This is a genomic window from Actinokineospora sp. NBRC 105648 (assembly GCF_030269645.1).
Taxonomy (GTDB): domain Bacteria; phylum Actinomycetota; class Actinomycetes; order Mycobacteriales; family Pseudonocardiaceae; genus Actinokineospora.
In genome coordinates this window covers 111,382-130,032 of record NZ_BSTR01000021.1, presented here as the reverse complement: position 1 = coordinate 130,032, position 18,651 = coordinate 111,382, and the positions used below count along the sequence as shown (strand labels likewise).

Sequence of the window (18,651 nt, the reverse complement as noted above, 5' to 3'; positions counted from 1 at the left end):
GGGGAAAAAGCGTGGGGTGAAGGGCATCCCCACCACCAGGTCAAGGTTAGCGGCACTCCTCCCCCACACAAAGGGAGTCCGCCAGATCGAGCACATCCGTAACGGGTGTCGCGTTCCGTAGGGCTTGGGGATTAGGGAATGAAAAGCAAGGGATTCAAATAGGGACGAGAGACAAGAGTATTGGCTGGGGCTTGGGGTAGAACAGGGGCGTGGGAGATCGGGCCCAAGTTCAGGGGGGCGGGAGGGTGGGGTTGGGGCGCGGGTGGGGATGGCGCGCGGGTGGGATTGAGGCTGGCTGGCCGGGTGCTACAGGCCTTCCATGATGTCTGTCTCGGTGATTCCTGCGCCCTGTCCCGCCCGGATGAAGTACTCCGTGCCGAAGGCCATGGCGAATCCCTCGTCCGGGATGGCCAGGAAGAAGCTGTCCTCGGCGATCTGGCTGGCGTGGGCTCGCATGGCGGCTCGCTTGGTGTCCAGGTACTTGGTGACGTCGACGGCGGCCGTCAGTTCGATCTCGGGCTTGCCCATCTCGATGTCCTCCGGCGGACCGAATGACTCGTCGCCCGCTGCCCTGGCCTCGGCCATCCTTCGGCGCATTTCGTCGCGGTTGACTGTTGCCTGGTAGACGCGGGGGGTGCCTGCCAGTTCCGCTGCTCGGGCGCCGACTCGGTGGACCTGGATGTGGTCCGGGTGTCCGTATCCGCCGTTGTCGTCGTAGATGGTGAGGACGTCGGCGGATTCCTGGGTGAGGATGGCGGCCAGGCGGTTCGCGGCCTCTTCCACCGACGCCTGCCAGAAGGTGTCCGGGCCGTCGTTGGTGGGGTCGCCCATCATGCCGGAGTCCTGGTAGCCGAGGAACTCGACTCGGGAGACGCCGAGGATGTCCGCGGCGGCGTGGGTTTCCAGGACGCGGCGGGTCCAGAGTTCCTCGCCGTCGGCGAGGAAGCCGTCCTGGACCTCGCCCAGTTCGCCTCGGGTGGCGACGACCAGGACGACTCGGTGGCCCTCGTCGGCGGCTTTGCGCATGACGCCGCCACAGGAGATGCACTCGTCGTCGGGGTGGGCGTGGAATGTCACCAGTGTGGCCATGACGCCACGGTAACCCCGCCCACCGACAGGTGGCAGCGGTCAGCCGAGAGCGAACACGCTGGTCTCGGCGGTGACCGCCTGCGCGGGGGCGTCGGTCAGCACCGACTCCAGGATCTCGCCCACCCGGACGGCCGTGTTGGACAGCAGGGTGGCGGTGATGCCGTGCGCGTGCTCGGTGCCGCCCTGCAGGTAGATCCCCGCGCGCACGCCGGGAGCCGTTCGCAGCCGGTAGTCGCGGGCCAGCACCGGCCTGCCCTCCGGGCCGCGTTCACAGACCGAGGCCGCGCGGCCGAGCAGGTCGAAGACGTCGCCCGGGGTGTAGCCGGTCGCGTAGACCACGGCGTCGCACTGGATCGTCTGGGTCTCGCCGGTGGGCAGGAACTCGACCGTCACGTAGACCGCGTCGTCGGTCTCCCTGGTGTAGGTGACGCGGCTGGCGTTGCGGATGTCCAGGCGCTTGCGGCCGGTGACCAGCTCCCGGTACTCGCGGCGGTAGAGGTCCTCGATGAGGTCCATGTCGACCACCGAGTAGTTCGTGTTGCGGTGGTAGTCGAGCAGCATCTGCTTGACGTCCTCGGGCGCGCCGTAGAAGTGGTCGACCGCGCGCGGGTCGAAGATGCGGTTGGCGAACGGGCTGTCGTCGGCCGGTGCGTACCCGTAGCGCGCGAACACCGCGCACACCTCGGCGTCGGGCAGCGCGGTGTGCAGCTCCGCCACCGTCTCCGCGCCACTCTGGCCCGCACCGACCACCAGGACGCGGCGCGGCTTGGTGGCGACCAGGTCGCCGATCCGGTGCATCAGCTCGATGTTGTGCCACACCCGCTCGGAGGTGACCGCGTCGGCGGGCAGCCGCGGCCGCAGACCCGTTGCCACGACGACGTTCCTGGCCCGGCAGGTGACCACGGTGCCGTCCGGGCGGTGGGCGATGACGTCGAGGTGCTCGACCTGGCCGGCCACCTCGACCGGGCGGACCGAGACGACCTCGGTGCCGTAGCGGACCTGGTCGGCGACCCGGGCCGCGGCCCACTCGAAGTAGTCGTGGAACTCGGTGCGCAGCGGGAACATCGTCTTGTGGTTGATGAACTCGACCAGCCGGTCGCGGTCGCGCAGGTAGCACAGGAAGCTGAAGTCGCTGGCCGGGTCGCGCATGGTGACCAGGTCCTTGAGGAAGGACACCTGCATGGTCGCGTCGTCGATCAGCATCCCCCGGTGCCAGCCGAAGCCCGCCTGCTTCTCCAGGAACACCGCCCGCAGGGCCACCTCCGGGTGCCGCCGGTTGTGCTCGTCGACCGCGATGGCCAGCGCCAGGTTCGACGGTCCGAACCCGATCCCGACGACGTCGAACACCTCGTGCGGCAGAGCGTCGCTGGTCACTGCGGTCCCTTCGTCGACATCAACGAGCTAGGTGAGGCTAACCTAATAAATCCACCAGCGGGAGTCCCCGGAGATCCCGGTGCCGTGGCGTGGGTCTCGTCGCGGCCAGCACCAGCAGCTCGCGGGCCAGGTCGTCGAGGCGCAGGCCGTCGAGCAGCGCCGGGTGCGCGGTGATCACGAGCTGGTGCCGGGCGGATCCACTGCGCGCCAAGGCGAAGCGGATGAGCGGCGGCCGCGCGAGGTCGAACGGTACGGCTCGCTCCACAGTGGCCAGTTCGGCGCTGTCGGCCATCCGGAACGCCGCGACAGCCGGGCAGCGCACCGCGTAGGTCGCGCCGTCGACCTCGCGGAACGACCTGGACAACGTGGAGTGCTTGCGCACCAACACATCGGCCGCCCCGCACAGCGCGACCGGATCGACCTGGCCAGACAGCTCGAGCACCACCTGCACGGGTGCGCCCGCCGCGGCCGGGCGCACCGGGCTCGCGTCCCACGGCCTTTCGGCGAGCGCCACCAGCACCCGGAACCACGACGCGGCAAGGGCGTCGACATCGGCGGCGAGCGCGGGCTCGCGCCACGACCAGAACGCGTGCAGCCGTGGCCCGTCCGGCCCCTCCTGGACCTCCACGACCACCTCGACGGCGTGCGCGTCCAGTCCGTGCTCGACGCCGTGGCGACCGAGGTAGGTGAACCCGATCGACGGCCCGAAGTGCTGGCCCGCAAGCGTTTTCACCGTGTCCGACAAGCCCGCCCCACCGTCGACGGTGAACGCCCGGCCAGCGGCCACGACCAGGGCCGAGCGCAGCACGTCGGCCACCCCCGTGCCGAACACCGCCGGGATCTCGCCCAGCAGCGCCGCGGTGGTCACCGCGTCCAGCACCGAGGTGTCTACTGTGGACATGTCGGCGCCGGTCACGGGCGCGCGGCGAGGTAGCCGCCCATGTGCTTGAAGTAGTCGTGCGCGGCCAGCTCGGTGCCGTCCGCGGTCCGGACCCGGGTGACCAGCAGCGCGCGGTTGCGGCCGCGGCGCGCGTCGGCGCCCGCGACGATGGCGACACCGTCGCCCTCGCGGTAGAAGATCCGGCCGGGCGTGCCGCCGTAGTTGGCCTCGGACACCCGCGCGGCCACGATCTCCAGCCGCTTGCCGCGGTGGAAGCAGAACGCGCTCGGGTACGGCGCGGACTGCGCCCGCACGAGCCGGTCGAGCTCCTCGGCCGACCAGGTCCAGTCGACGCGCAGGTCCTCTTCGGCGCGCTTGTGGAAGAAGCTGGCCTTGGACCGGTCCTGCTTGGTGAACTCGGTGCGGCCCGCGGCGATCTCGGCCAGCCCGTCCACGGTGATCGGCCCGAACAGCTCGAGGGTCTTGGCGAACAGGTCGGCGGTGGTGTCGCGCGGGCCGACCGGGACCGCGCGCTGCAGCACGATGTCGCCCGCGTCGAGGGTGTCGTCCATCATGTGCGCGGTGACGCCGACCTCGGGCTCGTCGTTGATCAGCGCCCAGATCAGCGGGGAGAACCCGGCGTAGGCGGGCAACAGCGAGTCGTGCACGTTGAGCGTGCCGCGCTTGGGCAGCTCGAAGATCCGCGGCGGGATCCAGGTGCGCCAGTTGGTCGCCACGATCACATCGGGGTCCAGCTCGCGCAGCGCCTCGAACAGCTCGTCGTCGTCCGGGCGCTCGCGCACGATCACCGGGACGCCGTGCGCCTCGGCCAGCTCGGCGACCGAGTCGCTCCACACCTTCTCGTACACGCCCTCGCCCGGCGGGTGGGTGACCACGGTGACCACCTCGTGCTCGGACTCCAGCAGCGCCTGCAGGGTGCGGTGCCCCCAGGTCTGAAAACCGAACATCACGACCCGCATGGGCCCTCCCGCTTCGCCGTAAAGTTAGCCTCGCCTTGCTTAGGCCATCCTTACATCTCACCGAGGCGCTCAGGTACCCCTGTTGGCACGATCACGGGCTTATTGCGGCTGTGGTGGCCCGTGTCAAGCCGCCATCCGAAGTGGATCTATACACACGTCCATCCCCAGCCTGGGGAGAACTCGGTGTGGACAGCGCTTGTGAAACTGTTCACGACCTGCGGCGATGCTCCCGGGAACGGCCTCGGTGGCCCCCAGGCCGGGCGCAGGCTCAGGCCCCGCAGGCGGCGGCCCGGTCCAGCAGCAGGGCCCGCTCACGGGCGTTGCGGGTCAGCTCGGCGGCCCGCTCGAACTCCACCCGGGCCTCGGCCGGCCTGCCGAGTTTGGCCAGCAGGTCGCCGCGCACACTGGGCAGCAGGTGGTAGTTCCTCAGCGCGGGGTCGTCCACCAGCAGGTCGACCAGGTCGAGCCCGGCCTGTGGACCCTCGGCCATGGACAGCGCCACAGCCCGGTTGAGCTCGACCACCGGCGACGGCCTCGCCGCCGCGAGCTCTTCGTAGAGCGCGGCGATGCGCGCCCAGTCCGTCTCCGCGGCGGTGCGCGCACGGGCGTGGCAGGCGGCCAGCGCGGCTTGGAGCGTGTACGGCCCGCGCGGGGCCAGGCCCTCGGCCCGCTCTAGGGCGGCCAGTCCGCGGCGGATGTGGATCTGGTCCCAACGCGACCGGTCCTGGTCGAGCAGCAGCACCGGGGTGCCGTCCGCGGTGGTGCGGGCCCGCTGCCGGGACGCCTGGATCTCCAGCAGTGCCACCAACCCGTGCACCTCGGGCTCCCGCGGCATCAACTCGGCCAGGACCCGACCGAGCCGCAAGGCGTCGGCGCAGAGCTCCGGGCGCATCCAGTCGTCACCGGCGGTCGCCGAGTAACCCTCGTTGAAGATCAGGTAGACCACCTCCAGCACGGATGCCAGCCGTGGGGCCAACTCCGCGCCGGACGGGACCTCGAACGGCACGTCCGCCTTGGCCAGCACCCTCTTGGCCCGGACGATCCGCTGCGCGACAGTGGCCTCGGAGACCAGGAACGCCCGGGCGATCTCCTCGGTCTTGAGGCCGCCGAGCATCCGCAGCGTCAGCGCGGCCCGGGCCTCGGTGGAGAGCACCGGGTGGCAGGCGGTGAAGACGAGCCGGAGCAGGTCGTCCTCGATGGCGCCGACCTCGGGGAGCTCCTCGGTCTCGTCCAGGGTGTGCGCGAGCTGGGCGTACTTGCGGTCGAGGTTCTGCGAACGCCGGATGTGGTCGATGGCCCGCCGCTTGCCCACCGCCATCAGCCAGGCCCCGGCGTTGCGCGGCACACCGGAGGTCGGCCACTGCTCCAGCGCGGCGACGAGGGCGTCCTGGGCGAGCTCCTCGGCGAGCCCGACATCCCGGACCAGACCGGACAGCCCCGCGATCAACCGCCCGGCCTCGATCCGCCACACCGCCTCGACTGCCGCGACAGCCCGGTTCCCGCTCACCCCCCAATCAGAACAGCAGGGTCACCCCAGGGCAAAGCCCGCCCCCCGCCCCGCCCCACCTACACCCGGCACCCCGCACCCCGCACCCCGCACCCCGCACCCCGACGAGCAACCCACACTCGCCACCCCACCACCAGCCCAACCGCACCCACCCGCCCAACTGCTCGATCGGGCGGACCGGCTTTATCTGGGGGGAAGAGGCGCTAAGCTGCCTGGCAGGTGGGTGGATCCCTTCCCCACCCGCTTTACCCACCGCGCCTCTTCCGGGGTCCCCAGATCAAGCCGGTCCGCCCGATCGAGCCCACAACGCGACTCTGGCCCCTGCGAGCAGGTCCACTCCATCGCGTCGCGGCCAAGGCACCGGGCGAGGGGCTGTCACTCGAAGTCGGAGAACTCGACGACCTGGCGGACGTCGATCTCGATGTCGTGCCCGAGCACCTCGGCGAACTTCAGCGCCCACCCGATCGCTTCCTCCCTGGTCTCGGTCCGCACGATCGAGAACCCGGCGATCAGTTCCTTCGTCTCCGCGAACGGACCGTCGGTCACCGTCGTCGCGCCGTCCTTGACCACGATCCGCGAGGCGTCCTTGGTGGGGCGCAGGCCCTCGCCCGCCAGCTGCACACCGGCCGCCTCCACCTCGGCCATGAGGGCGCCGATCCGGGCCATCTGCTCGGGGGTCGGGGGCACACCGGCCTCCATGTCGGCGGTCATCTTGTGCATCATCATGTAGCGCGGCATCTCAACACTCCCTGGAAACTGTGCCCGGACCGTTGTCCTGGCCTCACTGACGCGTCGAACGGCGCGGACCCGGATCGACACGGGGTCGACAAGAACTTCTAAGAAGTTCTCGTGCGCACCGTGCGCAGGCTAAGAGCAGCCCGCAACCTGCGCAAACGGCTCACGCCCGCGCCCATCTGCCGCCGCAGGTCGTCCACGGTGGACCAGAAGTGGGCTGCGTTCTGCTCGGTCGGCTCCACCGGGCCGAACACGGTCGCGTCGGCCGCCCGGGCGAGCCGCAGGACCTCGGCGTCGCCCAGGACGTTCGCCTGTTCCGGTCGGGTCAGGCCCAGCGGGACCGCCGTGCCCAGGTCGCGGGCGCGGTCGATGATCTCCTGCCAGCCCGAGGCGACGCGGACCGCGGGCAGGCCGGTGCGCCTGCGCTTGCGCCTGCGCAGGGCTTTGCCGCCGATGATCACCGCGCAGACCAGGGCGACCAGCAGAACCGGCGGCCCGCCCCAGGTCAGGATGGTCACCAGGTAGGACGGCAGCTCCCAGAAGCCCTCGTCCCGCGCGCCCGCGCCGCGCCCGAGGTTGGGGTCGACGCGGCTGGCGTCGGTGAGCGAGCTGGGCGGGTGGACGGTGTTCGGCGGCGGGACGATCGAGGCGTCGGTGTTCTCGACCTGCTGCGGCGGGACGCGGTCGGGCTTCTTCGAGCGGTCCGGCATGAACTCGGTGTTCATGATCGTCGCCCACCGCCCGTCGGTCAGGTGGACCTCGACCCAGGCCTGGACGTGCTCGCCGCGCACCACGCCGTCCGGGCCCGGTTTGGCGCCGAGGACGACCCGGGCGGGCATCCCGAGCTGGTTGGCGACCAGGGCGAACACCGACGCGTACTGCTCGTCGTCGCCGACCGGGCGCTGGGCGTTGAGGAAGCTGGTGAGCCGCCCGACGCTGTGGCCGGGCAGGTACTCGGTCTCCCCCGGCCCGCCGTCGCTGAAGGCGCCGTTGTCGCGCAGGTAGGACGCCACGGCCCGGAGCTTGCCGCCCAGGTCGGTGGCCTTGCCGGTCCAGGTGCCGGTCTTGGCCGCGACAAAGGTGTAGGCCGCCGGGGAGAGCGTCGGCCTGCCGAAGGGCTGCGGGTCGGCGGGCAGCGGCACGACGTCGGTCACCGCGTCCACCGTGTAGGTGTCGCCGGTGCGCAGCCGGTCGGTGACGATGCCCGCGGTGGTGGCCAGGTTGAACCGGAAGCTGTCGGCGTGCCCGGTCGCGCTCGGCCCGGTGAACCGCACCGCCCTGGGGGTGCCGGGGGTGGGCAGCCAGGGGTTGACGTCGTAGGCGGTGGCGTAGGCCGCGCCAATCGTGACCACCACCCCGGTGCTCGCACCCTCCACAGTGGACGGAATGCGCGAGCCGACGCGCTGGAAGCCGTACTTGGGCGCGCCGGGCACGACCTCGTCGGCGCCCGAGCCCGCGCCCCACACCGCGCCGGTGTAGTCGTCCAGGGTCGCGATGCGGACCAAACCGTCCTTGGGCAGGCCCTTGACGGTGAACAGGGTCTGGTCCCACAGCTGGTTGGCGTTCTCGGTGTACTTGCGGAAACCGACCAGCGGGCTGGCGTAGGCGTTGAGGTCGAACGGCGGGGTGATGTGCTCGCGCAGCACGGTCCGGTGTCCGCCCGCGCCCGGCAGCACCGGGGCGGCCACGACCGCGACCGCACCCGCCACACCGATCAGCGCCGCGCCGGTCACCAGGCGGGTCGCGCGCCGGGCGCCGTCGCGCAGCGGTCGCCGACGGCGACGGGCGCGCACGGACGTCCAGAGCAGCACCAGGCAGGCGAACGCGCCGCCCTGCACGGTCGGCAGCACCGGCGACGGCGTGCCCAGCAGGATCACCGCGACCAGCACGGCCGACGGCGCCACCGCGGGCGCGGCGCTGACCTTCACCCGGCGGGCCACCGTGAAGCCGACCGCGCCGCAGAACAGGCCCAGGATGTAGGGGATCACCAGCAGCGGGCCGCTGCCGTCCACCGGGGGCAGCGTGGTGAGCAACTGCTTCCAACTGTCCACACCGGACCGAGCGAGCGCGCTGAGCACGTCCGGCCCGGGCAGGAACCCGGCCACCGCGCGGTCGCGCAGCAGCACGGCCCCGCCGAGCAGGAAGTACACCGCCACGGTCATCGCGGCGACCGCCACCAGCGGCAGGCGCGCGACCGTGGCTACGTGCCCGACCAGCAGGCCGAGACCGAGCCCGGCCAGGCCGACCCAGAGGAACGGCCAGCCGTCGTAGCTGGTCGCGAAACCAGCGATGGCCACCACGAACAGCGGCACCAGGAACGCGGCGTCCGCGAGGTCGGCGCGGGTGGGAACGACGGACCTCATCCCAGTGGCCCCCCGTCGAGCACGGCGCGCAGGTCGGTCAGGTCGCGCACGGCGGCCACCGTGAGCCCGGTCCCGCTGGAGATCCCGGCCTGCGCGGCGGCGGAGACGGTGATGGCGGCCTTGCGGATGTCGGAGGGGAACTGCGCGCAGGCGCGCAGCAGCTCGGCGAACGAGCGCTCGCCACCCGCGACGACCACGACCACGGTGGCGTCCGGCGCGAGCCGCGCGGCGCGGGTGGTCAGGTCGTCGAGGCCCATGGTCACCGGGGTCACCCGGGCGAGCCCGTCGAGGGCGCGCTGGGCGGTGGCGTCGTGCACGACCTGGTTCGCGGCGAACAGGGTCAGGTCGATCTCGTCCTGCACCGCGCGCAGCGCGAGCGACCCGGCGACTGAGATCGCGGTCTCGAAGTCCGCCGGATCGGGGTAGGCGGCGAGGTCGCCGTCGACGGCGATCACCAGGCGGGCGCGGCGGGTGTCGAGGTATTGGCGCACCAGGAAAGTACCGACGTCGCCACCCGCGCTGGCCATCTTCGCCGACGAGCGCCAGTGGATGTGCCTGCGGTCGTCGCCGGGGGCGAACTCGCGCAGCGTGTGGAACGCCAAGTCGCTTGTGGACAAATCAGTGGTGGTGTAGCCCTCGAGGTCGCGCAGCATGCCCGCGCCCAGCGCGCCCAGCGGCACGGTCACCGGGTGCACGAACAGCTCCTGCGTCTGCCCCCAGGAAACGGCGCGGCGCAGCATGCCCACCGGGTCGCCGCGCACGGTGACCGCCGGTCCGACCGCGATCACGCCGCGCTTCTCCGTCGGGATCGGGAAGAGCTCGCGGTGGACCTGCCCGGCGACCAGGCCGGGCACCTCGACCACGTGCACGTCGTCGTTCACCGCCAGCTCCAGCTCCAGCGCCAGCAGCCGCCCGGTCCGGGTTCCGGCCACCTCGACGACGCAGCCCGCGGGCTGCCCCGCCACCACCCGCTGCCGGTCGAGCCCGAACCGCACGGCCAGCGCGTTGCGCCCCACCGCCCAGCCCAGGCACACCGCGAACGCCAGCACACCGGCCGCGCCCGCCACCACCAGCTCGACCCAGCCGAGCACCGCGCCGCCCACCCAGGCCAGCACCGAGCCGACGGCCACCACGGTGCCCATCGGGGTCACCGAGCGCAACGCCTCCGCGATCGCCGCCACGTCAGCCCCGGGCGACCGGGGGCGCGACGTCGGCCAGCAGCTTCTCGATCACGTCGGTGATCGAGACGCCGTCGAACTGCGCCTGCGCGTTGAGCAGGATCCGGTGGCCCAGCACGGGCAGCGCCAGCTCCTTGACGTCCTCGGGCGTGACGAAGTTGCGGCCCTTGGTCATCGCCCAGGTCTTGGCGCAGCGCACGTACGCCAGGCAGCCGCGCACCGACACGCCCAGCCGGACGTGCTCGTGCTCGCGCGAGGCCTCGGCGATGTGGCTCACGTAGGCGAGCACGGCGGCGTCGACGTGCACCCGGTCGGCGGTCGCGGCGAGCTGCGAGACGACCTGCGAGCTGATCACCGGCTGCACCGCCACCGACCGGTCGCGCACCGACGCCGCCGAGAGCAGCGCCACCGTCGCGGTGTGGTCGGGGTAGCCGATGCTGGTCTTCATCAGGAACCGGTCGAGCTGCGCCTCCGGGAGCCGGTAGGTGCCCGCCTGCTCGATCGGGTTCTGCGTGGCGACCACCATGAACGGCTTGCCCACCTCGTGCGAGACGCCGTCGACGGTGACCCGGCCCTCCTCCATCACCTCCAGCAGCGCCGACTGGGTCTTCGGCGAGGCCCGGTTGATCTCGTCGGCCAGCACGATGGAGTGGAAGATCGGGCCGCGGTGGAACTCGAACTCCTGCCTGCGCTGGTCGTAGATGGTCACCCCGGTGACGTCGGAGGGCAGCAGGTCCGGGGTGAACTGGATGCGCGAGTTGGTGCCCTGCACCGACCGGGCCAGCGCCTTGGCCAGCATCGTCTTGCCGGTCCCCGGGTAGTCCTCCAGCAGGAGGTGCCCCTCGGAGAGCAGGCAGGTGAGCGCGAGGCGGACCGCGTGCTCCTTGCCGACGATCGCGACGCTGACGTTCGCGACCAACCGGTCGAAGGTCTGCGCGAACAGCTGCGCCTGCTCCGGTGTGGCTGTCATTGCCCGTTCCTGTCTTCCTGTGCTTGCACGATCACCAGATCATCGAGCCGGGGACGCCACCGCAGGTGACGTAGACCTTGGTGCCCGGGGACCCGTAGAAGTTGCGGGTCTGGCGGGTCTCGTTGGGGTTGAAGTTCTCGTTGACGAACGTGCCCGGCTTGTCGGCGCTGAACGAGCAGTTGACCGCGGTGAGGAAGTTCGCCGTCTGCACCTTGATGTAGGCGCAGCTGGCGTCCGTGCAGGCCGCCGGGTCGCTGCCGCAGGCGTTGGCGCAGTTGGCGCCCTTGGTGACGGTCACCGCCGGGGCGGGCGGCGGCGGACCGGTCTTCTGCGTCTTGGTCTCGGTGAGCGTGGGCCTGCCCTTGTCGGTCACCGTGACCTTGATGGTGTCGAGCTTGTTGTAGTCGAGGGTGTCCTTGCCCGCCTTGGTGAACACGCCGACCCCGGTCTCGAACGACACGTCCTGGTCGTCGGTCTGGACCCGCACCGTGGCGGGCTTGCCGTTGGCGTTGACGCTGATGCTCCAGTTCACGTCCTTGCCGCTGGTCGAGGTGGTGACGACCAGGTCCTTCATCGGGCCGTAGGCGGTGACGTCCTGGCTGGCGGGCACGTTGCACGGGTCGCCCGCGTACGCGCCGCCGCCGCTGCCGTTGCAGGTGCGCAGCGCGATCTTGGTCAGCTCGCCGTTGGGCAGGCCGTTGATCGTGTAGCTCGCGTTGTTCCGGCCGTCGGGCGGGAAGGTCCAGGTGCCGCAACTGTTCCCGCCGCCCCAGGAGCAGGTGACGGTGTTGGTGCGGCCGTGCGAGGCCGGCGCGTCGAAGGTGATCTTCGCCTGACCGTCCACACCGGTCGCCTCGGCCTCGTAGGCGCCGAACGGGTCCGGGGTGGCGGTCGCCTCCATCTGCGCGCCCGGACTCGGCGCCGAGACGTGCTCGCCGGGCGCGGAGTTGGACGCGGTGACGGTGTAGGTGTAGATCGTGCCGTCGTTGGCCAGGCCGTCGTCGGCGCACGAGGTGGCGGTTGCGTTGCGGCACACCGTCTTGTCCCGGCCGCCGCCGGTGCGCTGCACGGTGTAGGTCACCGGGCCGGGCCCGTTCGCCGACACCGCGCCCCAGCTGACCTGAACCGCCCGGGAGGACTGGTCGGCCGACTGGGCCGCGGTGAAGGTCGGCGCGTTCGGCCGCGACGGCGCGCCCGCGGACTGGCCGGTGGTCGAGGTGGCCGGGCCGGGCCCCTCGGCGTTCACCGCGACGACGGTGAAGGTGTAGACGGTGTCGTTGTCCAGCCCGCTCGCGGTCGCGCTGGTGGCGCCGCTGGAGGCGGTCGTGCGGCCGCCGCCGGTCCAGGTGATCTCGTAGCGGGTGACGGCGCTGCCCTCGTTCTTCGGCGGCGTCCAGTCGAGCAGCACCGAACCGTCCTGCGGGCGGGAGGCGGTCAGGCCGCCGACCGCGCCGGGCACCTCGTCCGGCTTGGCCCCCGCCGAGCGGCCGCTGGGCTTGCCCCAGCCGACCAGGTTGCGGGCCTTGACGCTGAACGAGTACTCGCGGCCGTTGGTGAGCCCGGTGATCGAGCACGGCGAACCCGCGCAGGACTGGGTGCCACCGTCGTAGCCGACCTCGTAGGTCTCGATCGGCGCGCCGTTGTTGGCCGGTGTGGTCCAGGACAGCTCGACGACCTTGCTCAGCGTCGTGCGCCCCGGCACCGGCGTGCCCGGCGCGTCCGGGACGCCCAGCACGCGCAGGGTGATCCGGCCGGGGACCTTGCGGTCGTTGCGGTTGCGGTCGGCCACGTCGGTGACGGTGACCTCGAAGGACATCGAGCCGTGCGCGTCGCCGCCCGGGGTGATCCGGACCGTCGAACCGTCCGATGTGGACGAAGCGCTCATGCCGTCGACCTGGCGCACGGACAGCACCGAGACGACGGGGTCGCGCAGCCGGGAGCGGACGTAGGCGGAGACGTCGACCACCGCGGTCTCGCCCGCCTTGACCCCGTCGATGGACACCGGCGACACCGAGGGCGCCGGGACGGCGATCACCCGCACGGTCAGCGGGGTCGGCGCGCCGGGCGAGCCGTCGACACCGACCTCGAGGACGCCGTTGGCCCCGGGGCGGGCCGCGCCGGAGGCGGTGAGCCGGATGGTGCCGCTGCCCTGGCCCGCGATGTCCACGCCGCCCGGCTCAGCCTTCCAGCGGGCCGTGTACTTCAGGTCGGCCGCGCCGCCGGGCTTGGCCGTCCACACGTGGCAGACCGAGGTGATGTTCATCCCGACGGTGGTGCCGCCCGCGATGAGCGTGATGGGTCCGTTGGGGCAGCGCAGGATCGGCACGTCCGGACCGACCTGGACGGGCACGGTGATGTAGGCCGTGGTGCCCTCGGTGAGCGTGCCGTTGGTGACCTGGAAGGTGACCGCGGCCGGGCCGTTGTAGCCGGGGACCGCGGTGAGCACGAGGCCCTGGTCGCCCTCGTTGCGCACCTTGAGCCCGATCGACGGCGAGGCGGAGATCCGCTCGGTGAGCGTGAGCTTCACCGGCTTGCCCGCCGGGTCGACCACGTAGTCGGCGATCGAGACGGTCTTGCTGCCGTCGGCCGGGACCTCGATGCTCTGCTCCGCCTTGCCGTACGGCGCGCCGTTGCCCGCGGCGGGCACATGCACCAGGCCGAGCGCGGAGGCGCCTCCGCCGTCGCGCACCTCGTAGGCCACGGTGCGCGGCTGGTCGAGCACCGGGATGGTGATCTTGCCGCCGGACACGGTCGCCTTGGGGTCGAAGACCTGCGGGACGGTCAGGTCCTCGGGCGCGCCGTCGACGTCGCCGGCGGCGGCGAGCACGTCGACCTCGACCGTGCCCGCGCCGGGACCGGGGTTGGCGTAGGTGTCACCCGCGATCGGCGGGACGTTGTAGTCCTTCTGGCTGCGCACGGTCAGCGTCGCGATCGACGCCTCGCCGAAACCGCCCGTGCTGGCGTAGGACACCACGAGCGGCTTGCCGGTGAGCTCGGGCGCGGTCAGCTCGACCAAGCCGGTGTCGGCGTTGAGCGAGACGTCCGGCGGCAGACCGGGATTGCGCTCGGCGAGCGGCCCGACGCGCACGGTGTCGCCGGGGGCGCGCAGGTCGTTGGCCAGCACGTCGATCGCCAGCCGGATGCCGGGAGCGGCGGTGACCACGTCGTCGACGGCCACTGCGGGCTGCGGGTCGCCGGGCGGCACGATCGCCACCCGCACCTGCGACTCAGCCGACTTGCCGTACGGATCGGTTACCACATAACCGAAGGAGTCGGTGCCCGCGCTGGTCGGGTAGGCCTGGTAGGTGATCGAGGTGGCGCCGATCGCGATCACCCGGCCCAGCGCGGACGCCGAGCCGATGCCGGTGACGGTCACCGAGTCGCCGTCCGGGTCCAGCCCGGTGGTCGGGACGACGATCTTGATGGTGTCGCCCGCGACCGCCCTGGCCTCCACCAGCTGCGGCGCGGGCGCCTGGTTCGGCGCGGACGGGGTCGGCGCCGGGGTGATCGTCACGTGCGCGTGGCCGACGGCCTGGTCGCCGTTGGGGTTGAGCGCGACGTAGTCGATGGCCACCTTGACCGGCGCGTCGACGCTGCTCGGCGGGACGTAGCGCACGACGTTGCCGGTGACGAACGCGTCACCGACCTGCTTGCCCGGGTCCTGCAACCCGGTGACGGAGAGCTTCCCGCGCGCGGGCGCGCCCTCGACGTTGGCCTGCAACGAGATCGGCGAGCCGCCGGGGGTGGTGTCGTTGTCCAGCACCGGGATCGCCACCGAGTCGCCCGCGCGGACCACCGCGTAGTCGTCCTTGGGCACCGGGGTGTCGTCGGCGGGCGGGCCGAGCTGGGTGACCGACACCTCGCCGGTGACCGCGCCGGTCAGGCCGTTGGTGACGGTGTAGCGGACCACCTGCGGGTTCGGGCTCAGCGCCGGGGTGAGCGCGGTGATCCGCAGCCAGCGGCCCTTGACGATGGCGACCTTGAGCTGGTCGTCGCGCGCCGCCTCGGCGGTCTGCACGACCAGCAGCGAGCCGGACGGGTCGACGTCGTTGGCCAGCACGTCGACCAGCGTCGGCAGCTGCGCGCGCACCACCGCGGTGTCCGGCACGGCGACCGGCGGCAGCGGTGTGTCCGGGGCGGCGGTGGCATCGATGCGGATGCTGCCCTGGGCGAACGGCGCGTTGCCGAACGCGGCCGAGTACTCCAGGAACACCGTGCCGGGGCGGGACACCGTGACGGTCACCAGCCCGGTCTTGAGGTCGGTGACCACCGCGGCCCCGGGCGGCGCGGCGAGGTCGCCCGCCAGCCGGACCCGCGCGGCCGGGTCGGTCGGGTCGGAGCCGGGGCGGTCGTTCTCCAGCGGGCGCACGGTGATCGGCCTGCCGACCTGCCCGCGCGCCACGTCCGGCTCGGCGACCGCGGCGACGGCGTTGGTCGCGGTGGGCTCCTGCACGGTGACGGCCTCGGTGCCCGGGACGGGTTCGGAACGGCCGTCGGTGACCCGGTACCCGACCTTCTGCGTGCCGGATTGCTTGGGGGCGGCGAACTCCACGAAACCGGCGGGAGTCGTGGTGACCGCGCCCGCGTCGACCTTGGCGTCGGCGAGCACGATCGGGTCGCCGTCGAAGTCGCGCCACTCGCCGAGGGCGGGCAGCGACAGCGTGCCGCTGGAGGGCACGCTCCACTCGCGCGGCTTGTAGCCCGCGCGCAGCTCCGGCGGCTTGTTGTCGTCGGCACCGCGCGACTCGACGTTGACCGACGCGGTGGCGTTGAGCCCCTTGCCATCGTCCACTGTGTACTTGAACCGGGTGTTCACCCCGGACTCCGGCATGGTGACCTGCACGCTCTGCCCGTCCGGCGCCACCGCCAGGGCGACCGCCGGGTTGTCCGGGGCGGTGATCGCCGAGATGGACAGGATGTTGCCCGCCGGGTCGGAGTCGTTGTCCAGCACGTGCAGCACGGTCGTGCGGCCCGGCCGCGCGCCGAGCGTGTCGTCCACGGCCTTGGGTGGCTTGTCGTTGGCCGCGTCGGTGTTCTTGTCGTTCTTGGTCTTGTCGCTCGGGTTCAGCACCGGCGGCGGCTTGACCGCGGACCAGTCGTCGACCTTGCGCCGCGTGGTCAGGTCCCACACCGCGCCGGTGGCCAGGTCGTTGAGCACGACCGCGCCCCGGTTGACCCGGAACACCGGCTTGACCAGCGCCTGCTCGTCGCGCAGCCCGCCCGGGGCGGCCTTGGCGCCGAAGCAGGAGCTGACGTACCCGGAGGGGGTCTTGGACCACGCGGCGTGCACGCAGTCACCCAGCCGCACCGGCGCCGCGGGCGGGCCGGCACCCACCTCGGACAGCGTGCCGACCTGGCCGCCCTCGATGCCGACCGTGATCAACGCCTTCGACGTGGCCAGCACCACCACGTCCGAACCCGGCCCCGGCACCTGCACCCGGGCCTGCTCGTCCGCGCCGACGTCGATGTCACGACCGTCGGGGAGCACGACCTTGCCCGCCTCGGCGTCGAGCACGACCAGGTCACCGCCGACGCTGGTCACCTGCACGCTGCGCAACGGGTGCGGCAGCGCGGCGTAGTCGGGGTTCTCGAAGTCGCCCTCCGTCGGCCGGATCGTCGCGGTCTTGCCGGACTCGGCCACGACGCGCACGGTGCCGTCGACCCCGACGGCGAAGTCCGCCACGCCGTCCACCGCGGCGACCGGGGCGTTGTTCGGGTCCAACGTGCCCATGTTGGTCATGCCCGCGCGGGTGTCGACCCGGGTCGCCCACACCCGACCGGTCTTCGGGTCCAGCGCGGCGAGCGTGCCACCGGCCATCGCGATCTTGGTCTCGGCCGCGATCGAGAGCCCCTGCTCGGGCAGGGCCACCGCACGCGCCACGTCGACCGGGAACAGCCTGCCGGTGATCGCGTCCCGGGCGACGACCGCGGCACCGTCCTGGACGATGTCGAGCTGGTAGGTCTGCTGCGTACCACCGGGCGGGTAGAAGGCGGCGTCGAGGGCGCCCGCGGGCCGGTTCAGCCTGCCGAACAGCCCGTCCCGGTCGCTGGTCACCCAGATGCCGCCGTCGTCGAGGTCGACCTGGCGCACCGGGTACCCGGTCGATGCGAGCGCGAACGCCACCAGCGCGGTGGCACCCACCGCCAGCACGACCGAGGACGCGATGGCCGTGCGGTGTCGCCTGAGAAAACCCACGTGTCCCCTGCCAGAGTCCCCGAGCCGTCAACCGGCCGTATCGCCACCGGCGGTGCCGGTGTTGCAGAGCGCCCGCTCGCCGGCGCGCCAGGTGAAGGTATCGCCGGCGCGCGGCGCTGAGTAGGCCCGGGAAGCGAATTCCGGCCCGCGGCCGCGGCTGTGGGTGACACCACAGCGGGCGCACGGGCCAGTGGTGGACCACTCCGCCGGCCGACTAGGCCGATCGGCCTAAGATCGAGTCTACTTAGGACACTCCGGGCGCGTCGGCGACGTGGTCGACCACGACCGCGGTCACGTTGTCCCGACCACCCGCCGCCACGGCCGCCCGCACCAGCCGCTCGGCGGCGGCCCGCGGGTCGGGCTCGGCGGCCAGGATGTCGGCGATGGTGCCGTCGTCGAGCTCGCCGGTGAGGCCGTCGGAGCACAGCAGGAAGCGGTCCCCCACGGTGGGCGGGAACACGAGCAGGTCCGGCTCCGGCGCGACCGGCGCCCCCAACGCCCTGGTCACCACGTTGCGCCGCGGGTCCGTGGCGGCCTCCGCCGGACTCAGCTCACCGGCCGCGACCAGCTCGGTGACCTCGGAGTGGTCGACGGTCAACTGCGCGAACTCCTTGTCGGCGAGCCGGTACACCCGCGAGTCGCCGACGTTGAACACCACCCAGTGCGCGGACCCGGCGAAGTCCACCAGGCAGATCCCGGTCACCGTCGTCCCCATCCCCGCCTGCTCCGGGTTGCGCGCCGCCGCCGCCAGGATGTCGGCGTTGAGCCGCATCACGTGCCTGCGCACGTCATCGGGCCGCACCGTCCCCTGCTCGGCCCCCAACCGGGCCAACCCGGCGACGGCCAGCCCACTGGCCACGTCCCCGGCCGCGTGCCCACCCATCCCGTCGGCCACCGCGAAGACCGTCCCGGTCAACACGAAGTTGTCCTCATTGGCGGCCCGCACCAGACCCACGTCGCTCGCGGCCCCGGCCCGAATCGTCGGCTCCCCGCTCACCCGGGCACCCCCCACTCCATCGACAGTCGACGCCCCCATCGTCGCAGCACAGACCTGAGGTGCACGTCACGTGTGCGCAATCCCGCCCCACCGCGGATCCTTTCGTCCGTTACGCCCCCTCACACCCCTCAATCCCACGTCGGCGACCAGGCATCGGGACCCCAACCGCCAGTCCCCACCCACCCGTCGGCCCACCCCAGCCACCAGTCGCCCGCCGCCACCCAGCCATCACCACCAGTCGCGTCCCCCCACCACCCAGCCGCCAGTCGCCCGCCGCCCCCTCAGCCACCGCCACCAGTCGCGTCCCTCATCACCCATCGCCACCCGACAACGCAAGCCGCCCCCGCAGTGGCTTAGTCGTCCCCGCTCCCTGATACAGGCC

The 18,651-nt window shown here is 72.2% G+C and carries 11 protein-coding genes; all 11 read right to left on the bottom strand.

The genetic code is table 11. The annotated features are described in order from the left end of the window. Positions 1–306 precede the first annotated feature (306 nt). The 11 genes from QSK30_RS19890 to QSK30_RS19840 all read right to left on the bottom strand — a co-directional run bounded on the left by QSK30_RS19890 (position 307) and on the right by QSK30_RS19840 (position 18,269). Complete coding sequence (locus tag QSK30_RS19890) at positions 307–1,089, bottom strand: PIG-L family deacetylase (RefSeq protein WP_285504784.1); 783 nt, start codon at positions 1,087–1,089, stop codon at positions 307–309. 39 nt (positions 1,090–1,128) lie between these two features. Beyond that, the gene (locus QSK30_RS19885) at positions 1,129–2,463 is read right to left on the bottom strand and encodes a lysine N(6)-hydroxylase/L-ornithine N(5)-oxygenase family protein (protein WP_285504781.1); all 1,335 of its coding nucleotides are present in this window, start codon (positions 2,461–2,463) and stop codon (positions 1,129–1,131) included. A gap of 37 nt (positions 2,464–2,500) precedes the next feature. Next, positions 2,501–3,364, bottom strand: coding sequence for a non-ribosomal peptide synthetase (locus QSK30_RS19880; RefSeq protein ID WP_285504779.1), 864 nt, complete (start codon positions 3,362–3,364; stop codon positions 2,501–2,503). Positions 3,365–3,375: 11 nt separating this feature from the next. Continuing rightward, positions 3,376–4,323, bottom strand: coding sequence for a methionyl-tRNA formyltransferase (locus QSK30_RS19875; RefSeq protein WP_285504777.1), 948 nt, complete (start codon positions 4,321–4,323; stop codon positions 3,376–3,378). Between the two features lie 268 nt (positions 4,324–4,591). Further along, complete coding sequence (locus QSK30_RS19870) at positions 4,592–5,830, bottom strand: RNA polymerase sigma factor (protein ID WP_285504775.1); 1,239 nt, start codon at positions 5,828–5,830, stop codon at positions 4,592–4,594. Positions 5,831–6,205: 375 nt separating this feature from the next. Then, on the bottom strand, positions 6,206–6,568 hold the full coding sequence (locus QSK30_RS19865) for a YciI family protein (protein ID WP_285504774.1): 363 nt from the start codon (positions 6,566–6,568) through the stop codon (positions 6,206–6,208). 98 nt (positions 6,569–6,666) lie between these two features. Continuing rightward, positions 6,667–8,928 carry a transglutaminase-like domain-containing protein gene (locus tag QSK30_RS19860; RefSeq protein WP_285504773.1) on the bottom strand — a complete coding sequence of 754 codons (2,262 nt, stop codon included), beginning with the start codon at positions 8,926–8,928 and terminating at the stop codon, positions 6,667–6,669. After that, the gene (locus tag QSK30_RS19855) at positions 8,925–10,109 is read right to left on the bottom strand and encodes a DUF58 domain-containing protein (RefSeq protein WP_285504772.1); all 1,185 of its coding nucleotides are present in this window, start codon (positions 10,107–10,109) and stop codon (positions 8,925–8,927) included. Before QSK30_RS19855 ends, QSK30_RS19860 begins: the two co-directional genes overlap by 4 nt. 1 nt (position 10,110) lies before the next feature. Next, positions 10,111–11,076, bottom strand: coding sequence for an AAA family ATPase (locus QSK30_RS19850; RefSeq protein ID WP_285504771.1), 966 nt, complete (start codon positions 11,074–11,076; stop codon positions 10,111–10,113). Positions 11,077–11,107: 31 nt separating this feature from the next. Further along, the gene (locus QSK30_RS19845; RefSeq protein ID WP_285504770.1) at positions 11,108–17,272 is read right to left on the bottom strand and encodes an Ig-like domain-containing protein; all 6,165 of its coding nucleotides are present in this window, start codon (positions 17,270–17,272) and stop codon (positions 11,108–11,110) included. 244 nt (positions 17,273–17,516) lie between these two features. Beyond that, on the bottom strand, positions 17,517–18,269 hold the full coding sequence (locus tag QSK30_RS19840; RefSeq protein WP_285504769.1) for a PP2C family protein-serine/threonine phosphatase: 753 nt from the start codon (positions 18,267–18,269) through the stop codon (positions 17,517–17,519). Positions 18,270–18,651 lie beyond the last annotated feature (382 nt).

What these genes read in the sequence shown, in the direction of transcription:
- QSK30_RS19850 (WP_285504771.1), bottom strand. Translation starts at nt 11,076, where the DNA reads ATGACAGCCACACCGGAGCAGGCGCAGCTGTTCGCGCAGACCTTCGAC.
- QSK30_RS19890 (WP_285504784.1), bottom strand. Translation starts at nt 1,089, where the DNA reads ATGGCCACACTGGTGACATTCCACGCCCACCCCGACGACGAGTGCATC.
- QSK30_RS19880 (WP_285504779.1), bottom strand. Translation starts at nt 3,364, where the DNA reads ATGTCCACAGTAGACACCTCGGTGCTGGACGCGGTGACCACCGCGGCG.
- QSK30_RS19865 (WP_285504774.1), bottom strand. Translation starts at nt 6,568, where the DNA reads ATGCCGCGCTACATGATGATGCACAAGATGACCGCCGACATGGAGGCC.
- QSK30_RS19860 (WP_285504773.1), bottom strand. Translation starts at nt 8,928, where the DNA reads ATGAGGTCCGTCGTTCCCACCCGCGCCGACCTCGCGGACGCCGCGTTC.
- QSK30_RS19875 (WP_285504777.1), bottom strand. Translation starts at nt 4,323, where the DNA reads ATGCGGGTCGTGATGTTCGGTTTTCAGACCTGGGGGCACCGCACCCTG.